Annotated in this window: 24 protein-coding genes; 7 read left to right on the forward strand and 17 right to left on the reverse strand. The window is 68.1% G+C overall.

Annotated features, from left to right (window positions below; translation table 11 throughout):
- Nucleotides 1–318: 318 nt before the first annotated feature.
- The gene (locus tag NM2_RS43165) at nucleotides 319–2262 is read right to left on the reverse strand and encodes an oxidoreductase (protein WP_067682638.1); all 1944 of its coding nucleotides are present in this window, start codon (nucleotides 2260–2262) and stop codon (nucleotides 319–321) included.
- A gap of 112 nt (nucleotides 2263–2374) precedes the next feature.
- Between NM2_RS43165 and NM2_RS43170 the strand changes: the two genes are divergently transcribed.
- Genes NM2_RS43170 through NM2_RS43190 form a run of 5 tightly spaced genes read left to right on the forward strand, consistent with a single transcriptional unit; the run spans nucleotide 2375 to nucleotide 7932 of the window.
- Nucleotides 2375–3439, forward strand: coding sequence for an ABC transporter substrate-binding protein (locus NM2_RS43170; RefSeq protein WP_439956988.1), 1065 nt, complete (start codon nucleotides 2375–2377; stop codon nucleotides 3437–3439).
- 44 nt (nucleotides 3440–3483) lie between these two features.
- The gene (locus NM2_RS43175) at nucleotides 3484–4266 is read left to right on the forward strand and encodes an SDR family NAD(P)-dependent oxidoreductase (RefSeq protein WP_067682641.1); all 783 of its coding nucleotides are present in this window, start codon (nucleotides 3484–3486) and stop codon (nucleotides 4264–4266) included.
- Between the two features lies 1 nt (nucleotide 4267).
- Complete coding sequence (locus NM2_RS43180; protein ID WP_067682707.1) at nucleotides 4268–5431, forward strand: ABC transporter ATP-binding protein; 1164 nt, start codon at nucleotides 4268–4270, stop codon at nucleotides 5429–5431.
- Nucleotides 5431–7128 (forward strand): ABC transporter permease, encoded by a 1698-nt coding sequence (locus NM2_RS43185; RefSeq protein WP_067682644.1) that lies wholly within the window; start codon nucleotides 5431–5433, stop codon nucleotides 7126–7128. Before NM2_RS43180 ends, NM2_RS43185 begins: the two co-directional genes overlap by 1 nt.
- A gap of 39 nt (nucleotides 7129–7167) precedes the next feature.
- The gene (locus tag NM2_RS43190) at nucleotides 7168–7932 is read left to right on the forward strand and encodes an SDR family NAD(P)-dependent oxidoreductase (RefSeq protein ID WP_067682647.1); all 765 of its coding nucleotides are present in this window, start codon (nucleotides 7168–7170) and stop codon (nucleotides 7930–7932) included.
- Between the two features lie 30 nt (nucleotides 7933–7962).
- On the opposite strand, the gene NM2_RS43195 is transcribed toward NM2_RS43190, so the two are convergent.
- The 14 genes from NM2_RS43195 to NM2_RS43260 form a co-directional block, all read right to left on the reverse strand.
- Nucleotides 7963–8982, reverse strand: coding sequence for an MBL fold metallo-hydrolase (locus NM2_RS43195; RefSeq protein WP_245718522.1), 1020 nt, complete (start codon nucleotides 8980–8982; stop codon nucleotides 7963–7965).
- Nucleotides 8979–9314, reverse strand: a complete 336-nt coding sequence (locus NM2_RS43200) for an EthD domain-containing protein (RefSeq protein WP_067682650.1) — start codon at nucleotides 9312–9314, stop codon at nucleotides 8979–8981. Before NM2_RS43200 ends, NM2_RS43195 begins: the two co-directional genes overlap by 4 nt.
- Nucleotides 9315–9381: 67 nt before the next feature.
- On the reverse strand, nucleotides 9382–10005 hold the full coding sequence (locus NM2_RS43205; RefSeq protein WP_067682653.1) for a TetR/AcrR family transcriptional regulator: 624 nt from the start codon (nucleotides 10003–10005) through the stop codon (nucleotides 9382–9384).
- 54 nt (nucleotides 10006–10059) lie between these two features.
- Complete coding sequence (locus NM2_RS43210) at nucleotides 10060–11565, reverse strand: class I adenylate-forming enzyme family protein (RefSeq protein ID WP_067682656.1); 1506 nt, start codon at nucleotides 11563–11565, stop codon at nucleotides 10060–10062.
- A gap of 54 nt (nucleotides 11566–11619) precedes the next feature.
- Nucleotides 11620–12672 carry an NAD(P)-dependent alcohol dehydrogenase gene (locus NM2_RS43215; RefSeq protein WP_084532186.1) on the reverse strand — a complete coding sequence of 351 codons (1053 nt, stop codon included), beginning with the start codon at nucleotides 12670–12672 and terminating at the stop codon, nucleotides 11620–11622.
- On the reverse strand, nucleotides 12672–13463 hold the full coding sequence (locus NM2_RS43220) for an SDR family NAD(P)-dependent oxidoreductase (RefSeq protein WP_067682662.1): 792 nt from the start codon (nucleotides 13461–13463) through the stop codon (nucleotides 12672–12674). Before NM2_RS43220 ends, NM2_RS43215 begins: the two co-directional genes overlap by 1 nt.
- Before the next feature lie 13 nt (nucleotides 13464–13476).
- Nucleotides 13477–14235: an SDR family NAD(P)-dependent oxidoreductase gene (locus tag NM2_RS43225; RefSeq protein ID WP_067682665.1), complete on the reverse strand. Its 759-nt coding sequence runs from the start codon at nucleotides 14233–14235 to the stop codon at nucleotides 13477–13479.
- Nucleotides 14232–15434 (reverse strand): acyl-CoA dehydrogenase family protein, encoded by a 1203-nt coding sequence (locus NM2_RS43230; RefSeq protein ID WP_067682668.1) that lies wholly within the window; start codon nucleotides 15432–15434, stop codon nucleotides 14232–14234. Before NM2_RS43230 ends, NM2_RS43225 begins: the two co-directional genes overlap by 4 nt.
- Nucleotides 15435–15464: 30 nt before the next feature.
- On the reverse strand, nucleotides 15465–16415 hold the full coding sequence (locus NM2_RS43235) for a phosphotransferase family protein (protein WP_067682671.1): 951 nt from the start codon (nucleotides 16413–16415) through the stop codon (nucleotides 15465–15467).
- Nucleotides 16412–17605 (reverse strand): acyl-CoA dehydrogenase family protein, encoded by a 1194-nt coding sequence (locus NM2_RS43240; protein WP_067682711.1) that lies wholly within the window; start codon nucleotides 17603–17605, stop codon nucleotides 16412–16414. The genes NM2_RS43235 and NM2_RS43240 overlap by 4 nt, the downstream gene beginning before the upstream one ends.
- Before the next feature lie 42 nt (nucleotides 17606–17647).
- Complete coding sequence (locus NM2_RS43245) at nucleotides 17648–18799, reverse strand: thiolase family protein (protein ID WP_067682674.1); 1152 nt, start codon at nucleotides 18797–18799, stop codon at nucleotides 17648–17650.
- Nucleotides 18796–19173 carry a Zn-ribbon domain-containing OB-fold protein gene (locus tag NM2_RS43250; RefSeq protein ID WP_067682677.1) on the reverse strand — a complete coding sequence of 126 codons (378 nt, stop codon included), beginning with the start codon at nucleotides 19171–19173 and terminating at the stop codon, nucleotides 18796–18798. The genes NM2_RS43245 and NM2_RS43250 overlap by 4 nt, the downstream gene beginning before the upstream one ends.
- A gap of 18 nt (nucleotides 19174–19191) precedes the next feature.
- Complete coding sequence (locus NM2_RS43255; protein WP_067682680.1) at nucleotides 19192–19980, reverse strand: enoyl-CoA hydratase/isomerase family protein; 789 nt, start codon at nucleotides 19978–19980, stop codon at nucleotides 19192–19194.
- Nucleotides 19981–20093: 113 nt separating this feature from the next.
- Complete coding sequence (locus NM2_RS43260) at nucleotides 20094–21239, reverse strand: acyl-CoA dehydrogenase family protein (RefSeq protein ID WP_084532182.1); 1146 nt, start codon at nucleotides 21237–21239, stop codon at nucleotides 20094–20096.
- 92 nt (nucleotides 21240–21331) lie between these two features.
- Between NM2_RS43260 and NM2_RS43265 the strand changes: the two genes are divergently transcribed.
- Together NM2_RS43265 and NM2_RS43270 are read left to right on the forward strand one after the other, a co-directional pair.
- Nucleotides 21332–21718 carry a nuclear transport factor 2 family protein gene (locus NM2_RS43265; protein WP_067682682.1) on the forward strand — a complete coding sequence of 129 codons (387 nt, stop codon included), beginning with the start codon at nucleotides 21332–21334 and terminating at the stop codon, nucleotides 21716–21718.
- Complete coding sequence (locus tag NM2_RS43270) at nucleotides 21715–22092, forward strand: hypothetical protein (RefSeq protein WP_067682684.1); 378 nt, start codon at nucleotides 21715–21717, stop codon at nucleotides 22090–22092. The genes NM2_RS43265 and NM2_RS43270 overlap by 4 nt, the downstream gene beginning before the upstream one ends.
- A gap of 144 nt (nucleotides 22093–22236) precedes the next feature.
- On the opposite strand, the gene NM2_RS43275 is transcribed toward NM2_RS43270, so the two are convergent.
- Both NM2_RS43275 and NM2_RS43280 read right to left on the reverse strand, forming a co-directional pair.
- Nucleotides 22237–23157 carry an MBL fold metallo-hydrolase gene (locus NM2_RS43275; RefSeq protein WP_067682716.1) on the reverse strand — a complete coding sequence of 307 codons (921 nt, stop codon included), beginning with the start codon at nucleotides 23155–23157 and terminating at the stop codon, nucleotides 22237–22239.
- A gap of 190 nt (nucleotides 23158–23347) precedes the next feature.
- On the reverse strand, nucleotides 23348–24313 hold the full coding sequence (locus NM2_RS43280) for a PDR/VanB family oxidoreductase (RefSeq protein ID WP_067682687.1): 966 nt from the start codon (nucleotides 24311–24313) through the stop codon (nucleotides 23348–23350).
- Between the last annotated feature and the right edge of the window lie 16 nt (nucleotides 24314–24329).

Here is a 24329-nt window from a genome sequence, read left to right on the forward strand (position 1 = left end):
CGTGTGCGGTTCCCGCGATACCCACGGTGGCTCCGGCTACCAAGGCACAGGTAGCGGCGATTTTCCTCATCATTGTTCCTCTCATGAGACTCCCCGGCCTTCGCTGCCCGGGGAGGGGTAACTCCGGCGTGAGGCCGGTTCCGGGTCCACGGCCGACCACCGGCCGGGAACCTGTTCAGGGCAGATAGGGATTCGCCCGCTCGACCACTGGCGCGGACTTCCAGTCGGGCAGAACGAGTTCGGAGGTTCCGACGGGCTCTTACCGCCGGACGGACCGGTCCACTGGAACGCAGACCGCTGACATCTTGTTCATTCGCATCACGCCGCGGTGATCGAGCGCCGACTCGACGTGATCGTGCGAGCGGCGGCGTATCCCTCGGCGATGGCGTGCGCGACGCGACGCGGCACGGCCGCATCGCCGATCACCTGAATCCGGGCGTGCGGCAGCTCCCGCGCGAACGGCTGCCAGTCTCGTGCGACCCGCTCGCCGACTGTGACGAACTGGTCGCAGCTCAGCTGAGAAGTACTGCCGGACAAGATATTTCGGTAAGTCACCAACGTCTCCGCAGCGGCATCCTGCGCGCGAGTCACCTCGACCGGCGCGGCCTCCACGACGAAGGTCACCGGACGGCCCACCAGCCGCTTGCGCAGCTGGACCCGGCCCTCCGCGGGAATCGATGGCGCGAACGCGGGCCCGGGGACGAGCACCGTGACCTGGGTGGCGCCGCTCGCCAGCGCCGACTCGATCACCCCGACGCTCGACCAGTACCCGAAGCCGTCGTCGGCCACGACCACCCGGCTTCCCGGCCGGATCTTGTCCCGATCCAGGATGACCTCGGTGGCGCAGAACGCTCCCCCCGCCGATATCTCCGTCGCGCCGGTGGCGATGATGATCTCGCCGAAGCCGTCCAGGTCCGCCGGCCGCGCGGAGTGCTCGAGCCGAAGCGTCGCGGCGCCGATGTTGTCCTGGTAGAACCGCAGCAACCGGGCCCACCCTTGGCGATGGGGCGCCTGCGCGGCGGCCCGTAGCTGGCCTCCGATGTGGGCGCCGGCCTCGAACAGCGTGACATCGTGCGTGGGCGCCAGCCGTAGGGCGGCCTCCAGTCCCGCGGGCCCGGCACCGATGATCGCCACGCGATCGCCGGTCCCGGGGCGGCGGCCGAGCCGCAGCGGGGTCGCCGGACGGTCGCCCGAGCCGCCGGGCCCCAGCTCGGGATTGACCGAGCACAGTAGTGCCGGGGTGAAAGTGCGGCAGTCCTCGTTGCAGGAGACACACGGGCGGATCGCGGCATCCTCACCGCGGAGCAGCTTCTCGGCGATCCGCGGATCGGCGATGTACGGGCGCGCCATGCCCACGAGGTCGGCGCCGGCGTCCAATGCCGATTCGATGTCGTCGCGGGAGCGAAACGCCTGCGAGAGCAGCAGAGGTCGTGTCGTCGCGGCACGCAGGCGGGCCCCGTGCGTCAGCAGCGGCGGCACGTCGGTGGCCATGTCGCGGACGTAGGTGGTGCGAACACCCGCTGTCACATTGATGTAGTCGAACATCTCCAGCAGCGGCAGCAGTTCGCACAGCCCGTCGATGTCCAGGCCCGCCTCCTCGGCGCCGTCGATCGAAACCCGCACGCCGAGAACGAGTTCCGCGCAGGCATCGGTGATCGCCGCGTGCAGCCGGTGCAGTATGCGGACCCGGCCGGAGATCGTGCCCGCGTCGGCGCGGCGGTTGGCGGCCGCGGAGAGGAACTGCGCGAGCAGATAGCCGTGCGCGGCGTGCAGTTCCACGGCCGCGAAGCCCGCCTCGGCGGCGTGCCGCGCGCTCACGACGAAATCGTCCACGACCCGGTCGATATCGGCCTCGGTCATCGTGCGTGCGCGCACCGGTTCCCGCGGGGACCGGATGCCCGACGGCGCGATCGGATGCCCCCAGATCTCCGCGCCAAGCGTCTCGCGCCCGAGATGCACCAGCTGACAGACCGGTATCGCGCCCTCCTGGGCGATCGCTGCCGCCCGTTTGCTCAGCCCGGGGACGGCTTCGGGTCGCCACGCCTCGGTGGTGTTGCCGATCCGGTTGGTCGATTCCGGGCTCACCACCGTTCCGCCCGCGATCACCATCGCCGCGCCGCCGCCCGCGCACCGCCGCCAGTACTCGTCGTCTCCCGGCTGCGCCAGACCACCCGCGACGGCTCCGGATCCGTGCGCGGTGGCCACCAAGCGGTTGACCAGGCGTAGTGCGCCGATCTGTAGCGGAGCCGACAGGGTGGCCATGCGTTCCTCCTTGAACTGGATTCAATTCATATTATTGCCACAGAGTGATTGACACCACAAGGCTTCCTGGCCTACTTTCTCAAACTGACATCAGTTCAGTTAGGCGGATTCGGTGATCTATCAGCAAACGCATCGCATCATCAAGACCTTCTCGAAGGCCGTCGCCATCGGCGCGATCTTCGCCGCCGTCACGGGCCTGACCGCCTGCGGCGGCGCTTCCGGGACGACGAAGCCGGTATCGGGGAGCTGGTCGGAGGTAGTCGCTGCCGCGGAACGCGAGGGCGCGGTGGTGCTCTATTCCAGTCAGAAACCGGCCAATCTGGATGCCCTGAAGCGGGCGTTCGAGGCGAAGTATCCGCGGATCCACATGGAGTACGTGCGCGGCACCGATGCGGATATCAATCCGCGGGTGGAGACCGAGAACAAGACCGGCAAAGGCATAGCAGACGTGCATATGCTGACCGACACGGCCTGGGTGCAGAACGCCGCACAGTCCGGCACCTACTCGTCCGACCTCGTGGGCCCCGATCTGCGTGCCCCCGAATACCGGCCGGAAGTCAGCCTGTTGCACAACCGCTTCGCGCTCACCAGCGCCGCGGTCTTCGCACTCGGCTGGAATACCGCGGCCGTCCCGGGCGGGCTGCACAACCCACGCGAGATCCTCGATCCGAAGTACCGGGGCAAGATCGGCATCACCAACCCCACCGGTATCGCCGCGTACGTCGATATGTACCAGTACTACGAGAAAACCTACGGCGCGGACTACTGGCAGCGGCTCGCCGAGCTGAAGCCACGGGTGTATCCGAGCGCGCTCGGGATCGCGCAGGCGCTCACGTCCGGTGAAATCGCCGTCACGCCCTCGGTGCAACCGCTGACCACCGAGGTGGCCGCGGGCGCGCCGGTGAATTGGGTTCTGCCGCAGTCTCCTTTCGGAACCCCCTGGTACAGCCACGTCACGAAGGTGGCGCCGCATCCGAACGCCGCGCAGGTACTGGCCGATTTCATGGTCACCCGCGAGGGGCAGGTCGCGCTCAATCCCGGCTACGCCGCGGTCCTGCCGGACATCCCGGGTGCGGTCGCCCGAGCCCAGGACCTTCCCACACCGAATACGGCGAACCTGACCTCGGACAAGGTTTCCCAGTACTCCCAGACGTGGTCCAAGCGCTTCCAGAGCTGATCACCGGCACGAACCCAACCATCCCCATTGACGAAGGACAGCAGATGGACGAGAAAGCCGAGCCGCTACGCGGCGTCAATGTCCTGGTGACCGGGGCATCCGGCGGGATCGGCGGCGCGACAGCGGAATTGTTCGCCTGCCGTGGCGCCACGGTCTACCTCACCGACGTCGACGACGACGCGGGCAAGGAACGAGCCCGGCAACTCGGGCCGGGCGCGCATTACCGCAGGCTCGACGTCACAGCCGAATCCGATTGGCAGGCAGTGGTTTCCGAGATGGAGTGGGCGGACCATCCGCTCCAGGTGCTGGTCAACTGCGCCGGTTCGGCACTGAAGGCCCCGCTCGAGCACACCACGCTCGAGCAGTTCCGCACGATAATCGATCAGCATCTGGTCGGCACCTTCCTGGCCTTGCGGACCGCCGCGTCGGCCATGCGCGAGGGCGGAGCGATCATCACGATCTCGTCGCTGCGCGGCGTGCTGGCCACGGCCGAATTGGGCGCCTACGGCGCCGCCAAATTCGGGGTTCGCGCGCTGACCAAGGTCGCGGCCCTGGAACTGGCCGGCCGCGGCATCCGGGTCAACTCGGTATGCCCCGGCAGCATCGAAACCGACATCACCGCTGGTCCGGGCTTCGAATCCGATGACGTCCTGGCCTACGTGCGCAGCATCCCGATGCGGCGACGGGGTTCGGCCGAGGAGGTGGCCAAGGTGATCGCGTTCCTGGCCGGCGGCGACAGTGCCTACATCACCGGTGTGGATCTGCTCATCGACGGCGGCACCGCCGCGGGCGTCTACACCCCCAAGCGACAGTCACAGGAGGCATGAGCTGATGTCGCGATTCACCGTCGCCGGGCTCACCAAGACCTACGGATCCAACGTTGTCGTCGATCAACTCGACCTCGAGGTCGAGGAGGGCGAGTTCCTGGTCCTGCTCGGTCCGAGCGGGTGCGGAAAGACCACGACGCTGCGCTGCCTGGCAGGGTTGGAAACGCCGCAGGGCGGATCGATCACGTTCAAGGACCACGTCGTGTTCGACGGCCGGACCCGGACGAATGTGCCCCCGCACAAGCGCAACATCGGGATGGTTTTCCAGTCGTACGCGCTGTGGCCGCACATGACGGTCCGCAACAACATCCGGTATCCGCTGAAGGTGCGGGGGCGCAAGCAGGCCCTCGCCGACGGTGCGGTCGAGGCCGCCGCGGAGATGGTGGACTGCGGCGCCCTGCTCGATCGCTATCCCTCCCAGCTCAGTGGCGGACAGCAGCAGCGTGTGGCCGTGGCGCGCGGACTGGTCGCGCAGCCGGATCTGGTGCTGTTCGACGAGCCTTTGAGCAACCTCGATGCCAGACTCCGCGACCAGGTGCGCACCCAGATCCATCAGCTGCACCAGCGGCTGGGCTTCACCGCGGTGTTCGTGACCCACGACCAGGCCGAGGCGTTCGCGCTCGGCGACCGGCTCGCGATCATGAAGTCCGGCAGGATCGAACAGTACGACGCGCCCGAGCGAGTCTTCGAGAATCCGGTGTCGGAGTACGTCGCGGCCTTCATCGGCATGGCCAACCGGCTGGAACTGCGCCGCGATCACGACGGCTGGCGCACATCGGCGGGAGACGCCATCGACCTGACCCATGCGCTGGTCCGGGACTCGGCCGACCGGGGCTCGGCGGCGGTCGCGCGGCTGCGTCCCGAGGACGTGATGCTGCATGCATCGGCCGAGGAGGCGCCGCTGGGCAACGTCGTCCTGCGTGCGGAACTGGTCACCTACGAATACGGCGGCCGCTACTTCGATGTGACGGTGGCGACCGGCACCGAACAGCTCCTGCTGCGGGCGGACGCCACCGCACACGGTCCGGCGTTGCGCAACAGTCGCCCCGGCGCACCGGTGGTGGTCAGTTTCTCCCCCGCGAGCCTGCGGATCTTCCCCACCTCGGGCGATTCCGTCCCTGTGGTGCCGGTGGTGGCGCCCGTGAGTGTGGGAGGACACCCCTGATGGCCTCGCTGAGCATCACCGCCGCCAGGCCGATCGTGATTCCGGCGCACTGGCGGACCCGGATCGGATACCTGGCCCTACTCGCGGTTCTGGCCTATCTCGTCGTCGTGCCGATGATCCGGTTGCAGGCGCTGGCATTCCAGGACGGAGCGCACGGCTACCGGAATCAATACGGCCGATACGACATCGGCGAGACGATCCGGACCACGATCGTGCTGGCCGTCGGATCGCTGGTGATCGCGATGGTGCTCGGCACCCTGCTCGCCTTCGCCGCGAGCCGGCTGCCGGCTCGCCTGTCGTTCCTGCGCATCGTCCCGATCCTGCCGATCGTGATGCCCGCGGTCGCCAATATCGTCGGCTGGACGTTCCTGCTGTCGCCGGGACCGGGTTATCTCAATGTCCTGCTGCGCAAACTGCCCTGGTGGAGCGGCTCGGACACCGGACCGATCGACGTGTACACGGTGCCCTGGATCGTCATCCTCACCGGTTTCGGCCTGACGTCGTTCGTCTATCTGTTCGTCAGCGCCGGTATGCAGAGCATCAATTCCGAACATCTCGAGGCGGCCCAGATCAACGGGTCCTCGACGGTCGGGGTGTTCTTCCGGGTCGTACTCCCCCTGCTGCGCCCGTCGCTGGTCTACGGGGGCGGCATCGCACTGCTATTGGGCCTGGGCCAGTTCACCGGGCCGCTGCTGCTCGGGCAGAACAAGGGCGTGAAGGTGCTGACCACCGAAATGTACAACCGGGTATCGGAGTCACCGTCCGATTTCGCCGCCGCGGCGGCCGCGGGTTCACCCCTGGTGCTGTTCGGGCTCGCGGTGGTACTGATCCAGAAGGGGTTGGTGGGCAACCAGACTCGATTCGTCACCCACGGCGGCAAGGCATTCTCGGCGCCGCCGGGGCGCTCGGCCTGGGCCACGCTCACCCTGATGATCTACGCCCTGCTGGCCTTGGTCATCCCGCTGCTCGGGCTGGTCATCGTCTCGTTGACGCCGTACTGGTCCGGCTCGCTGTCCCCGCACATCCTGACCCTCGCGAACTTCCGGAGTCTCGCCTCGAACCAGGCGATCGTGAGTTCGGTGGTCACCAGCGTCGTGACCTCGCTGATCGCGGTGGTGATATGCATTCCCATCGGCTATGCGGTGGCCACATTGCTGGTGCGCGGCAGGCGATTCCGGATCCTGGCGCTGATCGCCGACCTCATCACCGTCCTGCCGATGGGTATTCCCGCGGTGATCTTCGGGGTGGGATTCCTGCTGACCTATACCGAGCCGCCGCTGATCCTGTACGGGACCCGCGCCGTCATCGTGCTGGTCTACATCGTCCTGATGCTGCCGTACGCGATCCGGATGCAGATGACCACGCTGCTCGCCTTGGGCACCACCTACAGCGAGGCGTCGGCGACCAGCGGAGCCTCACCGATGGTCACGAACTTCCGGGTGATGCTGCCCCTGATGCGCCCGACCGTACTCAGTGCCGTCGCGCTGATGTTCATCCTGCTCACGCACGAATTCGCCGCCTCACTGCTGGTACGCGCATCGACCACCCAGGTGATGGGCACCCTGCTGTTCGATCTGTGGGAGAACGGATCCTATCCACTCGTCGCCGCGATGGCGCTGCTCATGACCGCGGTCACGACCGTGGGCGTGGCGGCGGCGATGCTCGTGGGCGGCCGGAACGTGTTGAGCAATCTGTGAACGGGACAGAACGGCGATGGCCGAGGTGGAGAGATCGAAATGACAACCGGTAGTGCGAGATTGAGCGACAAGGTGGTCCTGCTGACCGGATCCTGCGGTGGCATCGGCGTGGAGATCGCACGGCGGCTGGCCGACGAGGGCGCCGTGCTCGTCCTGACGGATCTCGATGCCGAGGCGTGTACGCGGGTGGCCGCGGACATCCCGAATCCCGAACGACACCATGTCCTCGAGCTGGACATCAGCGATGAGCGGCAGTGGCGGAACGTGATCGAGACGGTCGCCGAGCGCTTCTCGCGCCTGGACGCGCTCGTCGCCAACGGCGCCATCGGCAGCCTGGCGACGGTGGTGGACGAGGACCTGGAGCGGTACAACAAGGTGATCGCGGTCAGCCAGACCGGTACCTGGCTAGGCATGAAGCACGCCGGTGCGCTCATCGAGCGCACCGGCGGGGGCTCGATCGTCAACCTGTGCTCGATCCTGGGCACCGTCGGCGGACTGGGCAACAGCCTGGCGTATGCGGCGGCCAAGGGCGCGGTCCGGACGATGACCAAGAACGCGGCCCTGCACTGGGCAACCAAGGGCGTGCGGGTCAATTCGATCCATCCGGCATTCATCGAGACGCGCCAGCTGCTGGACCGATACGAGGGAAGCGACCGGCACCGGGCGATGCTCGAGCACACCCCGATGGGCCGGCTCGGCCGTGCCGACGAGGTCGCCGCGGCGGTCGCATTCCTGGCCGGCGACGATTCGACCTTCATCACCGGCACCGAACTCTACGTCGACGGCGGGTGGACCTGCGCCTGAGCGGGGCGGGGAACGACGATGTGGACGTCTTCAGCGGGCAATGCCGAAGACGTCCACACCGTCGTTGTCCTTCGCGGTCAACACATTTCGAGCGACCAGCACATCGAGATGCGCGAGCGTCTCGCAGGTGGCGAACATCCGGTCGAAGGTGCCCAGGGTGTCGAACCGGCGCTCGTGCCGCGTCCAAGTCAGCGCCCGGGCCACGGCCGATCCCGTGCAGGGCGCCAGTTCGCGGACGACGGTGACGATCTGGGCGAACCGATGGTCGTGGTGCGCGAGCAGGGCGCGCGCTCGCCGGCCGACGCTCCCGCCGGGCAGTCCGTGGGCGGGCAGCATCATGTGTGCGTCGTCATCGCTCAGCAGCGTCAGCGAGCGCAGGAAGTTGTCCAGTGGCAGCTCCCACGGGCCGAGTTCGAACCCGATCGAGGGGGTGATCGTCGGCAGCACGTGGTCGCCGGTGAACGTCAATCTTCGATCGATGTCCCGAAAGACCATGTGGCCCTTGGTATGTCCGGGAGTCGCCTGGGCGTGCAGCCGGTATCCGGCGAGCTCGACGGCACCCGGCCGCAACCAATGGTCGGGCAGCTCCCAGTCCTGCGGATCGAAGGACTCGGCCAGGCTGCCGGCCCGGGCGCGGGCGGCGAGATCGCTTGCGCCCGCGCGCCGCAACTCGTGCAGGGCATTCTCGGGCTCGTTCGTACCGAGCCGGTGGATGGCCTCGAGGCCGGGGGCTTCCTCGGCGCCCAGATGGACTCGACAGCCGTGCCTGCGGCGCAGCTCGACGGCGAAGGTGTAATGGTCGCGATGCACGTGCGTGACGAACACATCGTGAATCTCATTGGGAGAACGGCCGATTCGAGCGAGCCCGGCGGCGAGTTCGCGGTAGGTGTCCGGCCGGTGCCAGCCCCCGTCGATCAATGCCAGGCCGCTGTCGGTCTCCAGGACGTACACATTGATCGCGCGCAGTCCGTCCTGTGGCATTTGCAGCGGAATGCGATGGATGCCTTCGGCTACCGGGTAACACCCGGGTTCGGCCCAGTGCGTACTCACGCGCGGTTCTCGGTGAGCGGCACCATCGTCCGCTCGTCGCCGAACCACATCATCCGCCGCCCTCGCATGGCGCCGACGTGCCGCACCGCGGCTTCCCACTCCGGACTCGCCAGCGCGGCGTCGAGCGCCTCGCGCGATTCGAAGCTCAGGATCGACAGACCGTCCCAGCCCGCCGACTTCTCGTCGATCGACTCGAGCAGTTCGGTGTGCTGCCAGCGCAGCAGTCCGGGCAGGGGGTAGGTGACCTCGGCGTGTTCACCGCGCCACCACTCGATGAACTGCTCGTGCGACCAGTCGCTGGGGCGGGATGCCAGAAGGATGAGGTTGTACACGATTCTCCTAATTGAATTCTGTTCGGTTTCCGCGGGCATGCCGGATCGCTCCGGACGTGCGCCGGATCTACTTGACGAGCATCCGGACGACCGCGGTGCTGATCGTCTCCGTGATGTCGGCCAGGCTGAGATCACCCTTGGGCCGGTACCAGCGCCAGATGCTGACGATCATGCCGAGGATCAACTGCCCGAGCATGCGCGGGTCACCGTCGACGAACACACCGGCGTCCATGCCGCGCGACACCAGACCGGCCCAGTTCTGCTCGATCTCCTGCACCAGTTCCCGGGAGCGCAGCCGTTCGGCCTCCTCCTTCTCGGACTGGCGCGGCGCGACGAGCAGATCCATGTGGCTCTGCAGGATCCGCCGTTGCAGGGCGTCGGTCGGAGTACCCGCCAGGGCTGCGGCGACCGCTGCGCGCAAGGCCTGCTCGGGGTCGTCCTGATTCTCGGTGGCGGTGACGAAGCGTTCGGCGGAATCGGCCAGTTCGAGGCGCATGATCGTCAGCAGGCAGTGCGCCTTGGACTCGAAGTAGTGATACAGCGCGGTCTGGCCGATGCCGACCTCGTCGGCGACCGACGCCCATTTGGTCTGCTCGTAGCCGACCTGCCCGAATTTCTCGATGGCCGTGCTGAGGATATGGCTGCGCTTCGAACGAGCGCTCTCGCGGCGGGTTCCGGAATCAACGGCCATCGGTGAAATATCCTCGATTGTCTTGTACGCGTGGGCAGATCGACTCTACCTCGGCTAAGCTGAACTCGGTTCAACCGGCGCGGTCAGGCGAGTCGCCAGGCGAACCGCCTCCGACCGGTCCAGTTTGCCGACCCGGTTCTGCGGCAGATCCGGCACGGTGAACAGATACTCCGGCCACTTGAACTTGGGCACGTCCGCGGCCGCGAGCTGCGTGGTGACGCCGTCCAGCCGCAACGGGGAACCGTCGGTGACGACCAGCGCGGCCGCCCGCTCACCGAGCAGATCGTCCGGCACCGCGACGACGCACACCTGGACGACCCCGGGCAGGCTCGCGATCGCCGCCTCCATCTCGTTGATATCGATGTTGCGGCCACCGCGGATGACGATCTGCTTCTGCCGGCCCAGCACGCGGATCGAACCGTCCTCGGCCACCTCGACCAGATCGCCGGTGGGCAGAAATCCGTCGGGGGTGAGTTCCGGCGGTACCGGGACACCGTCCCTGGCGTAGCCGACGAACAGCGACGGCCCCTTCACCTGGGCGTCACCGACCTCACCCGAGCCGAGGATGTTCCCCGCACCGTCGACGGCCCGGACCACGGTGCCCTCGAACGGGCGCCCATCGCGGCCGAGGCGGATCGCGGGCGGGTCGTCCGGCCGCGGTGTGGTGTGGCCGAGGCATTCCGACATGCCGAACACCCGCAGAAAGGTGGTGCCGAGGCGATTCTCCGCCGCGGCCATGGCGCCCTCGTTCATCGGGCCGCCGCCGACGGTCATCGCCCGCAGCGCCAGCGCGGCCCCCGGGGAATTGTCGACCAGCGACAGCTGCAGAGCCATCGTCGGGACCAACATCGTCCAGGCGACGCGATGGGTCGCCATCGCGGTCAACGCGGCGGCCGGAGACCACTTCTCGATCGTCACCATGCTCCCGCCCAGATAAGCGGGGAGATACATGCCGAAGCAGAAGGCGGCCACCGACGACAGCGGAACGAACGCGCCGACGGCGTCGCCGGGCCGCAGGCCCACCACCTCGATCGTGCGCGCGCAGGCGTAGCGAATCGCCTCCTCGGACTGCACGACACATTTCGGCCGGCCGGTGGATCCCGACGTCATCGCGATGGCCGTCCCGCCGCGCCAGCGTTCCACCGGACCGAACGGCCCCGGCCGCGCGCACACCACCCGGCCGCCGAAGGCGGTCTCCCGGATCGAGAAATCGGCGGACGCCTCCCACCGATCCAGCGGCTCGGGTTCTCCGAACACCAGATCCGGAGCGATGTCCGCCACGGCGAGCCGGAACTCCGAGTCGGCGGCGTGCGGGCTCAGAACCGCGACGACCCCGCCCCGCATCCCGACCGCGAGCGCGGCGGCCACGGTGTGCCAGGTGTTGTCCGCCTGGACGAGTACCGTCGGGGCGCCCGGATCGATCGCCTCGATGCGGGCGGCGAACGCCGAGGCCGCCGCGACGATCTCACCGAGGGTATGTTCGCCGAGTTCGTCGACGACCGCGATCCGATCCGGGCTGTGTTGTGCCCGCTCGAGCAGTTCTTTCGCGAGTAGCTTCATCGTCTGTTTCCCTCGTGTGGACTGTCAATTCTTCGCTGCCTGCGCACGTGCCGTTCAGCGCGCCAGCGGCGGCGGAATCAGCACGGCGCGTCCGGTGATGTCGCCCGCGCGCAGGCGCCGGTAGATCTCCACCCCGTCGGCCAGGGGGTAGGGGGTGGCCTCCACGTGCAGGGCCCCGCGCCGCGCCATGTCGATCACCGCGACCAGGTCCGCGCGCGGACCCCAGAACGGGGCGGTGACCCGCCAGCCCGCGGCCAGGCCCACGTCCTTGCCGACCTCGATCCGGGCGCCCGCGCTGCCCACCACCGTCAGGCGGCCGCCCGGCGCGAGGAGCCGGGTCGCAGGCTGCGTGGTATCCGGTGCGCCGGCGAAATCGATGATCACATCGACGCCGTCGGTCACGGCCGTTCGCAGGGAGTCCACGTCGGGGAAAGCCGCCGCGGCGCCCAGCCGCACGGCCATCTCACGCGCGTCCGCACGGTTGTCGACGGCGAGAATTCGACCGGCGCCCATATCGCGGAGAATCTGCACACCGAGGTGGCCCAGGCCACCGACGCCGATCACCACGCAGGTCGCCTGCGCATCGATCAGGTCGGCGTGTTCGCGCACCGCGTGGTAGGCGGTGAGCCCCGCGTCCGTCAGCGGCGCGGACACGGTCGGGTCCAGACCGTCGGTGCGCACGAGCTGCCGGGCCGAGGGGACCAGCATCGCCTGGGCCAGGCCGCCGTGATATCCGAGGCCGTTGCCGATCGGCGCCGGCGCGCCCGCGGTGCGCGGCCGCAGCCGCAGGCAGTAGTTCTCCCGGCCCCGCGCGCAGTTTCGGCAGTGTCCGCAACTCCAGACGCCGTGCACCACAACGGTTTCGCCGATCCATCCGGGGGCGGCGTCCGGTCCGGCCGCGAGTACGGTTCCGGCGACCTCGTGCCCGAGGGTCAGCGGCAGCGGGCAGTCGAAACTCGCCGCCGCCGCGTCCATCACATGCAGATCGGATCGGCACAGTCCGGCGGCGGTGACCTGCAGCAGAAGTTCCTCGCCGACGGGCTGTGGAATCGGTACGTCCCGCAGTTCCGGCGGCCGGCCCCATTCGGTCAGTTGTACGGCCAACATCAGCGTGCCGTCCATCCGCCGTCGACCACCACAGTCTGGCCGGTCATGTACGACGACGCGGCCGAGGCGAGGAAGAGCACCGCGCCGTCGACCTCCCCGGGCGCCCCGCCCCGCCCGAGCATGGTGTTGCGTCGCACCCAACCGGCGGACTTGTCGTTGCTGAACAGCCCGTCGGTCATCTCGGTATCGAACCATCCGGGCACGACGGCGTTGACGCGGATCCCCCGATGGCCCCACTGACCGGCGAGTTCGCGGGTCAGGCCCAGAACTCCCGCCTTGGACGCGGCGTAGCTCGCCCCGCCGATCGGCGCGGTCGAGGCCAGTCCGATGATCGAGGAGATGTTGACGATCGATGCGCCTCGTCCCTCCGGCAGCGCGGTCGCCGCGGCGAGAGCGAGATGGAATCCGGCCAGCAGGTTCACCTCGAGCAGGGCCGCGAAACCCTCGGCCGATTCCTGCTCCGCCTCCGGGGGCCCGGGCCTGCCCGCATTGTTGACCAGCACGTCCAGGCGGCCGGTCTGTTGGTAGCAGCGATCCACCAGCGCTCTGCGGTCCTCGTCGAGGGTCACATCGCAGCGGACCGGCACGATGCGCGGATCGCCCTCGGCGAGGGCGGCCAGGCGCTCGGTCCGGCGGGCCGCGGCGAACACCGTGGCCCCGGCATCGGCGAGCACCTTCGCGAAGCCGAGCCCCAGGCCCGACGAGGCGCCGGTGACGACGGCGGTCCGGCCGTGCAAGCCGAACAGGCGGGTGAGGGTGTCGGCATCGGCGGTGGTTCGGTCTTCGGTCATCACAGCATCCGCCTCAGTACACCGCGGTCCGGCCGCCGTCGACCGGAATGATCGCGCCGGTGGTATAGCTCGCCGCGTCACCGGCCAAATGGGTGACGAGCCCGGCGATTTCCTCCGGCCTGCCCAGACGACCCGCCGGCAGCCGATCGACGATCTTCGCGACGAATTCGTCGTCCCAGTACTCGGCCATATCCGTCGCGAACCCGCCCGGCAGGACGCAGTTCACCCGGACCGTCGGCGCGTACGCCTGGGCGAAGGCCAGGGTCAGCGCGTTGAGCCCGCTCTTGGCGGCCGCGTACATCGTTTCCGGCGGACTCGGCCGCAGCGCGCCGATGCTGGAGATGTTGATGATCGATCCCCCGCCCGCGGCGGCCATCCGGGCCCCGGCCACGGCCATCAGCCGGAACGGTCCCTTCAGATCGACCTCGATTGTCTTGTCCCACAACGATTCCGTCACGGACGCGAGATCCTCGGCCACCGGTGCGATGCCCGCGTTGTTCACGACGATGTCCAGCCGCCCGAACTCCGCGATGATCCGCTCGACGGCAGGCTCGATGGCATCCCACCGACCGACGTGCAGTTCCAGCGCGTGGGCACTGCCGACCGGGGAATCGCCCAGCTGTGCCACCGCCTCCTGGCAGGCAGCCAGTTTCCGGCTCGACACGATCACCGTGGCGCCCGCATCGCGCAGGCCTCGGGCAATGGCCAGGCCGAGCCCTCGGCTGGCGCCGGTGACCAGGGCGACCTTGCCGGTCAGGTCGGATGTGTTCATCGGTATTTCTCCACTTCGAGACGAGCGATCGTGCGCAGATGCACTTCGTTGGGTCCGTCGGCGATCTGCAGTGCCCGGGTGATGGCGTGCATCCGGGCAAGGACGGTGTCGTTGCTCACCCCGGCGGCGCCGAAGGTCTGCACGGCGCGATCGACGACGGCGTGTGCCACCTCCATCGCCGCGACCTTGATCGCCGCGACCTGCGAGCGCACCGCGGCATTGCCCCGGGTGTCCATCAGCCAGGACGACTGCAGCACCAGCAGCCGGATCTGATCGATCTCGATGCGGCTGCGCGCGATCCACTCGCGGACCACGCCCCGATCGGCGAGCGGGCCACCGAACGCGGTGCGTTCCAGCGCCCGGCGGCACATCAGCTCCACGGCCCGTTCGGCCATGCCGATGGCACGCATCGCGTAATGCATGCGGCCCGGCCCGAGCCGCCCCTGGGCGATGGCGAAACCGTCGCCCTCCGCGCCGAGCATGTTCTCCGCGGGCACCCGGACATCGGTGAACTGGACCTCGCCGTGGCCGAGACGATCGTGGAAGCCGAACATCGGCAGATCGCGCAGCACCTCGACGCCCGGGGCGTCGGAGGGGACCAGGATCATGCTCTGCTGGCGGTAGGTCTTCGCCGCCGGATCGGACTTGCCCATGAAGATGATCAGCTTGCAGTCCGGATCGAGAACGCCGGAGGTGTACCACTTGCGCCCGTTCAGGACGTACTCGTCACCGTCGCGGCGAATCGTCGAGGTGATGTTGGTGGCGTCCGAGCTGGCCACCGCGGGCTCGGTCATCGCGAAGGCGGAGCGAATCCCGCAGTCCAGCAATGGTTTCAGCCACTGCTGCTTCTGCTGCTCGGTGCCGTACATGGCCAGGATCTCCATGTTGCCGGTGTCCGGAGCCGAACAGTTGATCGCCTCGTTGCCGATCACCGACCGGCCGACCACTTCGGCCAGCGGCGCGTACTCGAGGTTGGTGAGGCCCGCACCCAGGCCGTCGTGGGTCATGAACAGGTTCCACAGACCCCGCCGCCTGGCCTCGGCCTGCAGATCGCGCATGATCTGCGGCTGCTCGTGCGGGTCGGCATTGGCGGCGATCTGCGCGTCGTATACCGGCTCGGCCGGATACACCCGGCTGTTCATGAAGTCTTCGAGTTCGACGAGCAGATCCTGGGTGCGGGCGGAGTAGGAAAAGTCCACAGTGCGGCTCCTGAGCGGGAAAGCGAGGGGTCAACCAGCGAGTAGCGCGGTTCCGGTCTCGATGAGGTGACTGATGGTTGCGGGCAGTTTTTCCTGGTCCGGATCGTGGTGCCGTCCTTCGCGATGCCTGCGGAGGTTGTGGCCCATGATCGCGGCCATCTTGAGCCGGCCCAGCGCGTCGAACCAGGTCTGCTCGGCGAGCGCGGGCCCGCCCGCGCAGTAGAGGTCCACCAGTTCCGCCGGGCTGGGCAGACCCGGCACCTCCCGGCCGACACCGGGGAAATTGCCGCCGTCCGCGAAGACGTGGAACCAGCCGAGTTCCACACGCGGATCCCCCATGCTCCAGATCTCCCAGTCGATCAGAGCGACCGGTTCCGGGCCCGCGGAGATGATGTTGCCCAGGCGATAGTCGCCGTGCACGAGCACCGGCGTCATCGGCTCGGGGATTCGGCGTTCGAGCAGTGCGAGCAGCCGGCCAGCGCCGGGGACCAGCTCTGGTGGCACGGCGCCGAGAGTGCGCGCCCAGCGGGCGAGTTCTTGGTCCGGTGTCAGCGCGGGCGCGGAAATGTCGGCCGAATCCACCGCGTGCAGCGCGGGCAGCAGCTGTGCGGCGCGGCGCATCCGGGCCGCGGCCAGGCCCGCCTCGACCGCGGGATCGTCGAGTACCGGCTCCAGCGACTCACCGGCGACGAGTTCCATTGCGAACCAAGCGGGTTCGTCGCTGTCCACCACCGCGATGCGCGGTACCGGCACGGGAGTGCGCGCCAATATCTGCATGATGCGGGCTTGGCGCAGCATGTCGTGCCGGCCGATCGGCTTGCTGCCCTCCGGCACCGCCTTGACGACATACGATTCGCCGCTGGTTTCCACCCGGAAGGTCAGTCCGGAGTGACCACCGGGCAGCCGTTCGAAGGAGGCCAGTGCCACGCCGAGATCGTCGCGCAGTCGCGCCGCGACCCGCTGTTCCAGTGTCGGGCTCATGGGCGCGGCTCCTTGGGCAGGCCGAGCACTCGCTCGGCGATGATGTTGTGCTGGATCTCGTCGGTGCCGCCCGCGATCCGGTATCCGGGCGCGCCGAGCAGATGCTCGGTCCATGCGAAGGTGCCCCACGCGCCGGAATCGGCGGCCAGGTCACGGCCGAGCAGCAGCCGCACGACCTCCGAGGTCCGGGCCATCGTGTCGGTGGCCAGCAGCTTCCCGATCGATGCCTCGGGTCCGGGGTCGCGGCCGGCCACCACGGCCGCGGCGACCCGCATGGCGGCGACACGCTGTACATAACCGCGGGTCACCAGATCGGCCACTCGGTCGCGTTCGAGTTCGGTCAGTTCACGATCCAGGTTCGCGGCCAGCGCGATCGCGCGATCGGCATTGGCCAGGCCCAGGTTGGCGCCGTCCAGACGTTCGGCCGCCAGCACTGTCAGGGCCACCTGCCAGCCCTTGCCGACCGGCCCGAGCCGACAGCCGTCGTCGAGGCGAACGTTGTCGAGATAGACCTCGTTGAAGGAACTTCCCCCGGTCATCTGCCGGATCGGGCGCACGGTGACTCCGGGGGCGTCCATCGGAACCAGAAACATCGTCAGGCCCGCGTGTTTCGCGACGGCCGGATCGGTCCGGCACACCGCGACGCCGATGTCGGCGACCCGGGCGCCGGAGGTCCACACCTTGTGCCCGTTGAGAATCCAGCCGTCGTCGCCGGATCGGACCGCCCTGGTGCGCACCGCGGCCAGATCCGACCCCGCCTCGGTCTCGGAGAAGAGCTGGCAGGCGATGACATCGGTGCGCAGCATGGCGCGGACGTATCGCTCCCGCTGCTCCTCGGTGCCCCACTGGTCGATCGTCGGTGCCACCAATTGCTGTGTCACCGAGAACATTTCGGTGCGCTTCGGCAGATCGAAAGCTTCCTCGGCACGCCGGAACGCGAGCACGTACGACAGCGGGAGCTCGCGGCCGCCATAGTCGCGCGGCCAGTTCAGCGCACCCCAGCCCGCGTCGAATTTGGCCCGCTCGTAGGCGCGCACGCGATCGGTCTCGGCACGCTCCTGGGCTTCGGTCCAGTTTTCGAAGACCGCGACCGAATCGGACCCGCTCCCCCACGGACTCTCGGTGCGGGGTGCGGCCACGCCGGCGAGCCAGGACGTGGCCTGTTCGATGAACTGGGCCAACTCGGGAATTATTGGTTCGGACACTGTTTTCTCTCGATCGATGTGCTCGGCTCACACCGAGAGCACGGTGCAGGCGCTGATCCCGGGCGCCCCGTAGACGTGGGTGAACCCCACCCTCGGGGCCCCCGGAACCTGACGGGCGCCCGCCGCACCGCGCAACTGGGTGACGATCTCGTGGACCTGACGCAGCCCGGACGCGCCGATCGGCTCACCGTTGGCGATGCACCCGCCGTCGGTATTGACCGGCAGACGCCCACCGATCTCGGTGTCGCCCGCGGCAAGCATCGCCTCCTGCTCGCCGTGTTCGCAGAAGCCGCATTCGGCCATGTGCATGATCTCCGCACCGCTCTCGGTGTCCTGCAACTGCGCGACGTCGACCTCGGCGGGACCGATGCCCGCCTCCTCGAACGCCGCGGCCGCCGCGTCGGAGCTCACGCTGGTCGGCTCGCCGCTGCCCTGGACCGCCGGACTGAAGACCTCGAAAGAGCCGAAGCGGCGGGTGCGGTGACTGATCGCGCGCAAGCGGACGCCCCGTGCGCCGAGGCGACGGGTCACCGACTCGCTCGCCACGATCGCTGCGGCGCCACCTGTGCCGGGCGAGCAGAACATGAACCTGGTCAACGGGTCGTTCACCATGGGGGCCGCGGCGATCTCCGCCGCGGACATCGGTTCGGTCCGCCAGGCATTGGGGTTGAGACCGCCGTTGCGGTAAGCCTTCTCGGCGACCCTGGCCAGTGTCATGGCGGAGATGCCGTGCAGTCGCATGTACCGGTTGATCTTCGCGCCGAAGAACTGCGTGGTGACCATGAGCCCGGCCTCGCCGTACTCGTGCGGCAACCCCCATTCCTCCGGCATCGGATCGAACGCACCGCGCGGATGCTTGTCGAAACCGACGGCCAGCGCGATCTCGGCGACACCGGAGCGCACGGCATTGACCGCGCCGAGCAGTGCGCTGCCACCGGTCGCGCAGCCGTTCTTGACGTTGGTGAACGGTATTCCGGTGTAACCCAATTCGGCGACGAGGGTATCGGCCAGGCCCGAGCTGTCGCTGCCGCCGCAGGCCAGCTGGATGTCCGGCCACCGCAATCCGGCGTCGTCGAGCGCGGCGTTGATCGCCACGACCGCGAGCTGCCGGCCGGTGACGTCCGGCTGCCTGCCGAACCGGGACAGCCCGGTGCCGATGATCGAAACCGACTGCGTCACTGCGCCTTACCTTCCTGAATGAACGTGAGAGTCGCGAACCGGGGCACCGGCGCGACGGCGACCAGCCGCACCTGTGCCCCATCCAGTTCGCCGAAGTCGCAGCAGTCCAGGACCGCCTCGATCCTGATGCCTTCCGGAAGTTCGACATATCCGACCGCGAACGGCGAAAAGCCTTCGTCCGGAACGACATACGGCGGCGACTTGGGCGCGAACCGTTGCACGGTGTACGCCCAGACCACGCCGTGGTCACTCAGGGGAATCGCGGTCGCGGTCGCGGTGGCGCACCGCCCGCACATCGTGCCGGCCGGGAATGCGACAGTGCCGCACGTCGTGCACCTGCTGCCCTCGAGCGCGAGGAGCTCCGGAACGCCCATGTCATTTCCTTCCGTGGTTCAGCGACCGACCCACTTCGGCTCGCGCTTCTCCAGGAAGGCGTTCACACCCTCGGCGGCGTCCTCGGACTGCAGCGCGTTGCCGACGGCCAGGTGCTCCATCACCATCAGCGACTGGATGTCGGCGTCCAGGCCGCGGTCGATGGTCATCTTGGTGAGCTTCATCGCGAACGGGCTCTTGTCGACGATGGGTGCGGCGAAATCGGCCACCAGCTGGTCGAGTTCGGCGGCCGGCGCCGAAGCGTTGATCAGGTCGAACGCGGCGGCCTGCGTGCCGCTCAACAGCTTCCCGGTCAGCATCAGCTCCTTGGTCTTGCGGATGCCGATCATGCGTGGCAGCCGGTAGATCGGTCCCGCGCCACCGAACAGTGCCCGGCGGATGTGGAAGTCGCCGATCTTGGCATCGTCGGCCGCGACGGCGAAATCGCAGGAGATCATGAGCTCGAAACCACCCGCGGTGACATAGCCCTCCAGCACCGCGAGCGACGGGGTGTTCATCGAGTAGAGGCGGTCGCAGACCTTCGCCGAGAGCACGGCCACGTCCATCGCGGTGGTCTTGCCGACATAGTTCTCGCGCAGCTCGTCCAGGTCGAAACCCGAGCAGAAGGTGTTACCGCGCCCGCGCAGGACGAGCAGCTTCAGCTCGGGGTCGTTGTCGACCTCGACGATGATCTCGTCGAGCCGGTGCAGCAGTTCGGTGGTGACGGCGTTCTTCTTGTGCGGGCGGTTGAGCCACACCCGCGCGATGTCGCCGTCCTTCTCGAGCACGATGTGGTCGGTGTCGATCATGTGACCTCTTTCGATAGGGAGTTTCCTGAACTGGATTCACTTCAGTTTTACCGCCTGGAATCGTTGCCGTCAATACGCGCCGCCGACCGGGATCCGGTGCGCGGCGCCACCGCTCACAATCCGACGAGGGTGGCTATCGCGCTGCGATGGGTGCGGGAACCGCCTTGTGCCGCTTCATTTCCCATCACGCGACGGAAATAGGAGTGGGCAGGATGCTCCCAAGTGAAACCGATCCCGCCGTGCAACTGGACGGCCTCGGCCGCCGCTTGGACGGCCGCGTCGGTGCAGACCGCGCCGGCCACCGCAACCGCCAGCCGCGCCGCATCCGGGTCCTCGGCGAAGGCCGCGGCCGCATACCGGGAAGCCGACCGCGCACGCTCGAGCAGGACCAGTAGATCGGCAAGCCGATGCTTGACGGCCTGGAACGAGCCGATCGCCCGGCCGAACTGGCGGCGAGCCGACGTGTAGGCAACGGTCATCTCGAGCAGCATCTCGACGATGCCGGTGTTCTCGCTGGCGAGGGCGAGCGTGGCGAGATCGCGCAGGCGTGTGACCGCGCTGCCGGTCTCCTCCGGTTCGGTGAGGGCGACGCCCGGACAGCCCCGCAGCGTCACGTCCGCCTGTCGGCGGGTGGGATCCAGGACCGTTCGCTCGGTTCGTACGTCGTCCACGCCCGGACGCAGGGCGAACAGGCGGCGTCCGTCCGGGCAGTGCGCGGATGCGACGATCACGTCGGCGGTTCCGCCACAGACCAGGTGGGTGACCGTGCCGTCGACGACCCATCCGGCCGATGTCCGGGCCGCGCGCAGGTCGTCGGTTGTCGCGTCGAGGGCGCTGACGGTGGCCAGCAGGTCCCCGGCCAGGACGCCCGCCAATAGAAGGTCGTCCTCGGCGGGCCGGGCCAGGAGCAGAGCTTGTACGCCGAGCACGGCGGAGCTGTAGACCGGCTCGCAGACCAGCGCGCGCCCGCACTCCTCGAGAATTGTCGCCAGTTCGGCCACGCCGTATCCCAGCCCGCCCCGATCCTCGGAGGCGGCGAGTGTGGTGACCGACATGTCGTCGACGAGGGCTCGCCACAGTGACATCGAGAACCCGCGTTCCGTGGACGAGGCCTCGCGAACCTGGGCGATGTCGCCGTGTTTACCTAGCAGCGCCCGCAGGGACTCGCGGAGGGCCGACTGCTCCGGACCCGGTATGAACCCGGCCGGTTCGGAACGCGGCCAGAGGACTTCACCTGCGGTGATCGATGGTGCGGACATGATTCTCCAGTCAAGTTGAGTTCAGTTCGATGATCCGAGGGTAGCGAGAACGTGGCTCGACAAGAAGGCTTGAGCTGAACTAAGTTCATTTCATGAGTTATCCGATCGAGGACTACTACGCCGTGGTCGACTCCGGCAGGCTCGGCGATGCCGTGGACCTGCTCGCCGATGACGTCGAGTTCGTCATGATGCTGCCGTCGGGCGTGCGAACGGGCAGCAGTCGCGCGGCCATGCTGGAGTACCTGAGCGCACGCCCCGACGTCGACCGCAAACACCGGGTGCTGCGGGTGGCCGCCGACGGCGACGCGCAGTTCGCGTACGGCGCGGTCATCGAGAACGGCACCGCGACCACCGGATACTTCGTTGCCGCAATGCATTTCGACGCCGACGGCTGCATCGATCGGTACCAGGTCTCGTTCAGCGCCGAATTCTCTTTGCTGCCGGGCGGATTCACTCTCGAAGGAGAACGACGAGCATGACGACCACAGCTGCGACGCCGACGCTCGAACGCTGGTTCGCATACATGGATTCCGACGACCCCGACCGAGTGCTGAACATGATCTCCCCCGATTTCGTGATGTCGGTGCAGTTCTCGCGAGGAGCCGGGCAGAGCGCGGAGTTCATCGGCGACCGCGACGGCCTGGTCGCATACCTCGAGCAGCGGGAGAAGAGCACTCTCGTACATCACATCGACGTCGGCGCCACGGTCGGCGAGCACGAATTGGTACTAGGCCGCACCACCCGGGCGGGGACGTTCGAGGCATCGTTCAACGCCTCGGCCCAACTCGATGCCGACGGCAACGTACGGCGTCTGCTCATCGCCCGGACGCCGGAGGTCGCATTCGATCGGTAGGCCGCCCGGGTTCGAACAGCAGTGCGCGGATGATGATCTCGCATCCGAGAAGAACGTCCGCTCAGCTGCCGATGGGTGGCGCTCCGGTCATCGCATTCATTTCCAACCGGCTGCGCACCGGATTCGACTGCGCACAAGCATGATTCAGATGCTCGGCGGGGTGAGCAGGGTGACCGGTCCACAGTCGTGGCGGGTCACCGGATGGCCGAGCATGTCGTATCCGGCTGTGACAGTTGTCGTTCCGTCGAGCAGAGCCGCCGCGGCCCGGGCGACCTCACCGGCGGCACGGCCGGGAAGCTCGCAGACGATGTTGTGCGCGGCCAGGATTCGAGTGATCGGCAGGCCCGCCAACCGCCGGGTCGAGGCGGCGAAACCGACCGGGTCCGCGCCCGGACCGTGCAGCCAATGCGCCGCGGACAGCACGGTATCGCCGGAAAGCAATGTACCCGAACGCCTTTCGAACAGGCACAGGGCATCCGGGGCGTGTCCGGGAGTGTGCAGCACCTCGACGCTCCGCCCGCCCAGATCGATGGTCTCGCCGTCGGCCAGGGTCCGGGTGACCGGCGTAGCCCCGACCGTCCACCCCGTCAGATCCGGCAGCGGGCGCGGATGACCGACACGAGCGAGGCTGTAGAAATACCGGGCGTCCAACTCGGCGAAACGGCCGAATTCGGCGACCACGTGTGTCATCGCCCTCGCATAGGCACGCAGGAATTCTTGATCCGCCGCGTCGTGCGCACACCCGGATCCGTGATCGGCCGCGGCGGGATGGGCGCAGAAATCCAGCACCTCCAGATGCGCCGCCAGATCGGCGTTGCCGCCCCGATGATCGATGTGGTGATGCGAGGACACCACCAGCACGGGCAGATTCGTCAGCTCCCGCACGATCACGGAGACGGGCGCGATCCCCAGTCCCGAGTCGAACAGCAGCGCCGCGCGGGTTCCGATGACCAGATAGCAGGCCGCGTGGCCCGGCTCGTTGATCATGTGGATGTCCTGACCGACCTCTCGCACGTCGAACCACGAGTGCGCGTCGACGCACGACGCCGGAGCAGATGACCTCACCACACCTCACCAATGTTGATCACAGTTACATTCGCCACCGTAGCGGCGAGGTGTTTCCTCGGCGTAAAGCGTGTGCGCCGAATGATCGAAGCCCGGCCCGGCAGTCGATCCCGATACGAAGCTCCCGGGCCGGTCGCGGCGCGCCGAATTCCGGTCTGGGATCGCAGGGGCGGACGCTGGACGATCCGCATTACAGTTCCAGTACCAAACGTTCTCCCGCGCAACGGGATACGCAGATCATCATCGATTCGTTCTCTGCGCGCTCCTGAGGGGTCAGGACGGAATCGCGGTGGTCCACCTCCCCGCTCACCACCCCCGTCTCACAGGTGCCGCAGGTCCCCTCGCGGCACGAGGACAGCGCCACCACCCCGGAGGCCTCGGCCACCTCCAGGATCGATCGGCGGGCGGGCACACTCAGCGTCAGACCCGATAGCGCCAATGACACCTCGAAGGCCCGCGAGTCGGCGCCGCGCAGGTCCGCAGCCGTGAATCGTTCGGCGAACACGTCCACCGCTTCGAGCCCGGCGCAGGCAGCCTCGGCGGCGGCGATCAGACTCGTCGGCCCACAGGCGTACACGGCCGTTCCCGGCGACGTTCCGGCCAGGTCGGCGGCCAGGTCGATCCGCCCGTCCCGGGTGGAATGGTGCAGTGTCACCGAATTCCCGTAGCGCTCGCGCATTTCCCGCGCGTACGGCATGTTCGCGCCGTCCCGGCCGGTGTACACCATCCGCCAGGGCCGTCCACCGCGCGCGGCAGCGGCCACCAGCGGCAGCATCGGCGTGATCCCGATCCCGCCGGCTACGAAGACATAGCCGAGAGCACGGACCAGCGGAAAGTGGTTGCGCGGCGGTCGAATCGAGATGCGCGCCCCGACCCGCAGCGTCTCGTGCGCCCGAACCGAACCGCCCCGCCCGTGCGGTTCACGCAGCACCGCGATCCGGTACGCGGACAGGTCGGCGGGATCCGAGCACAGCGAGTACTGCCGGACCAGCGCATCCGACAGCAGCAGGTCGATATGGGCGCCGGGCTCCCAGGCAGGCAGGGCGCCGGAGTCGGGACGCACGAGCGTGAATTCGTCGATATCGCTTGCCACACAGCGCCGTTCGCGCACGAGGACATCGATGGGGGCCGCATCGGCGAAGGTCGAGGTGATCATCGGGTGCTCCCGGAAA

It is taken from the genome of Nocardia miyunensis NBRC 108239, assembly GCF_001613065.1.
GTDB classification, from domain to species: Bacteria; Actinomycetota; Actinomycetes; order Mycobacteriales; family Mycobacteriaceae; genus Nocardia; species Nocardia miyunensis.

Coding starts and splice junctions, on each gene's coding strand:
- NM2_RS43210 (WP_067682656.1), bottom strand. CDS start 11,565: ATGAAGCTACTCGCGAAAGAACTGCTCGAGCGGGCACAACACAGCCCG.
- NM2_RS43265 (WP_067682682.1), top strand. CDS start 21,332: ATGAGTTATCCGATCGAGGACTACTACGCCGTGGTCGACTCCGGCAGG.
- NM2_RS43270 (WP_067682684.1), top strand. CDS start 21,715: ATGACGACCACAGCTGCGACGCCGACGCTCGAACGCTGGTTCGCATAC.
- NM2_RS43255 (WP_067682680.1), bottom strand. CDS start 19,980: ATGATCGACACCGACCACATCGTGCTCGAGAAGGACGGCGACATCGCG.
- NM2_RS43260 (WP_084532182.1), bottom strand. CDS start 21,239: ATGTCCGCACCATCGATCACCGCAGGTGAAGTCCTCTGGCCGCGTTCC.
- NM2_RS43250 (WP_067682677.1), bottom strand. CDS start 19,173: ATGGGCGTTCCGGAGCTCCTCGCGCTCGAGGGCAGCAGGTGCACGACG.
- NM2_RS43185 (WP_067682644.1), top strand. CDS start 5,431: ATGGCCTCGCTGAGCATCACCGCCGCCAGGCCGATCGTGATTCCGGCG.
- NM2_RS43280 (WP_067682687.1), bottom strand. CDS start 24,313: ATGATCACCTCGACCTTCGCCGATGCGGCCCCCATCGATGTCCTCGTG.
- NM2_RS43215 (WP_084532186.1), bottom strand. CDS start 12,672: ATGTTGGCCGTACAACTGACCGAATGGGGCCGGCCGCCGGAACTGCGG.
- NM2_RS43220 (WP_067682662.1), bottom strand. CDS start 13,463: ATGACCGAAGACCGAACCACCGCCGATGCCGACACCCTCACCCGCCTG.
- NM2_RS43190 (WP_067682647.1), top strand. CDS start 7,168: ATGACAACCGGTAGTGCGAGATTGAGCGACAAGGTGGTCCTGCTGACC.
- NM2_RS43205 (WP_067682653.1), bottom strand. CDS start 10,005: ATGGCCGTTGATTCCGGAACCCGCCGCGAGAGCGCTCGTTCGAAGCGC.
- NM2_RS43165 (WP_067682638.1), bottom strand. CDS start 2,262: ATGGCCACCCTGTCGGCTCCGCTACAGATCGGCGCACTACGCCTGGTC.
- NM2_RS43175 (WP_067682641.1), top strand. CDS start 3,484: ATGGACGAGAAAGCCGAGCCGCTACGCGGCGTCAATGTCCTGGTGACC.
- NM2_RS43225 (WP_067682665.1), bottom strand. CDS start 14,235: ATGAACACATCCGACCTGACCGGCAAGGTCGCCCTGGTCACCGGCGCC.
- NM2_RS43235 (WP_067682671.1), bottom strand. CDS start 16,415: ATGAGCCCGACACTGGAACAGCGGGTCGCGGCGCGACTGCGCGACGAT.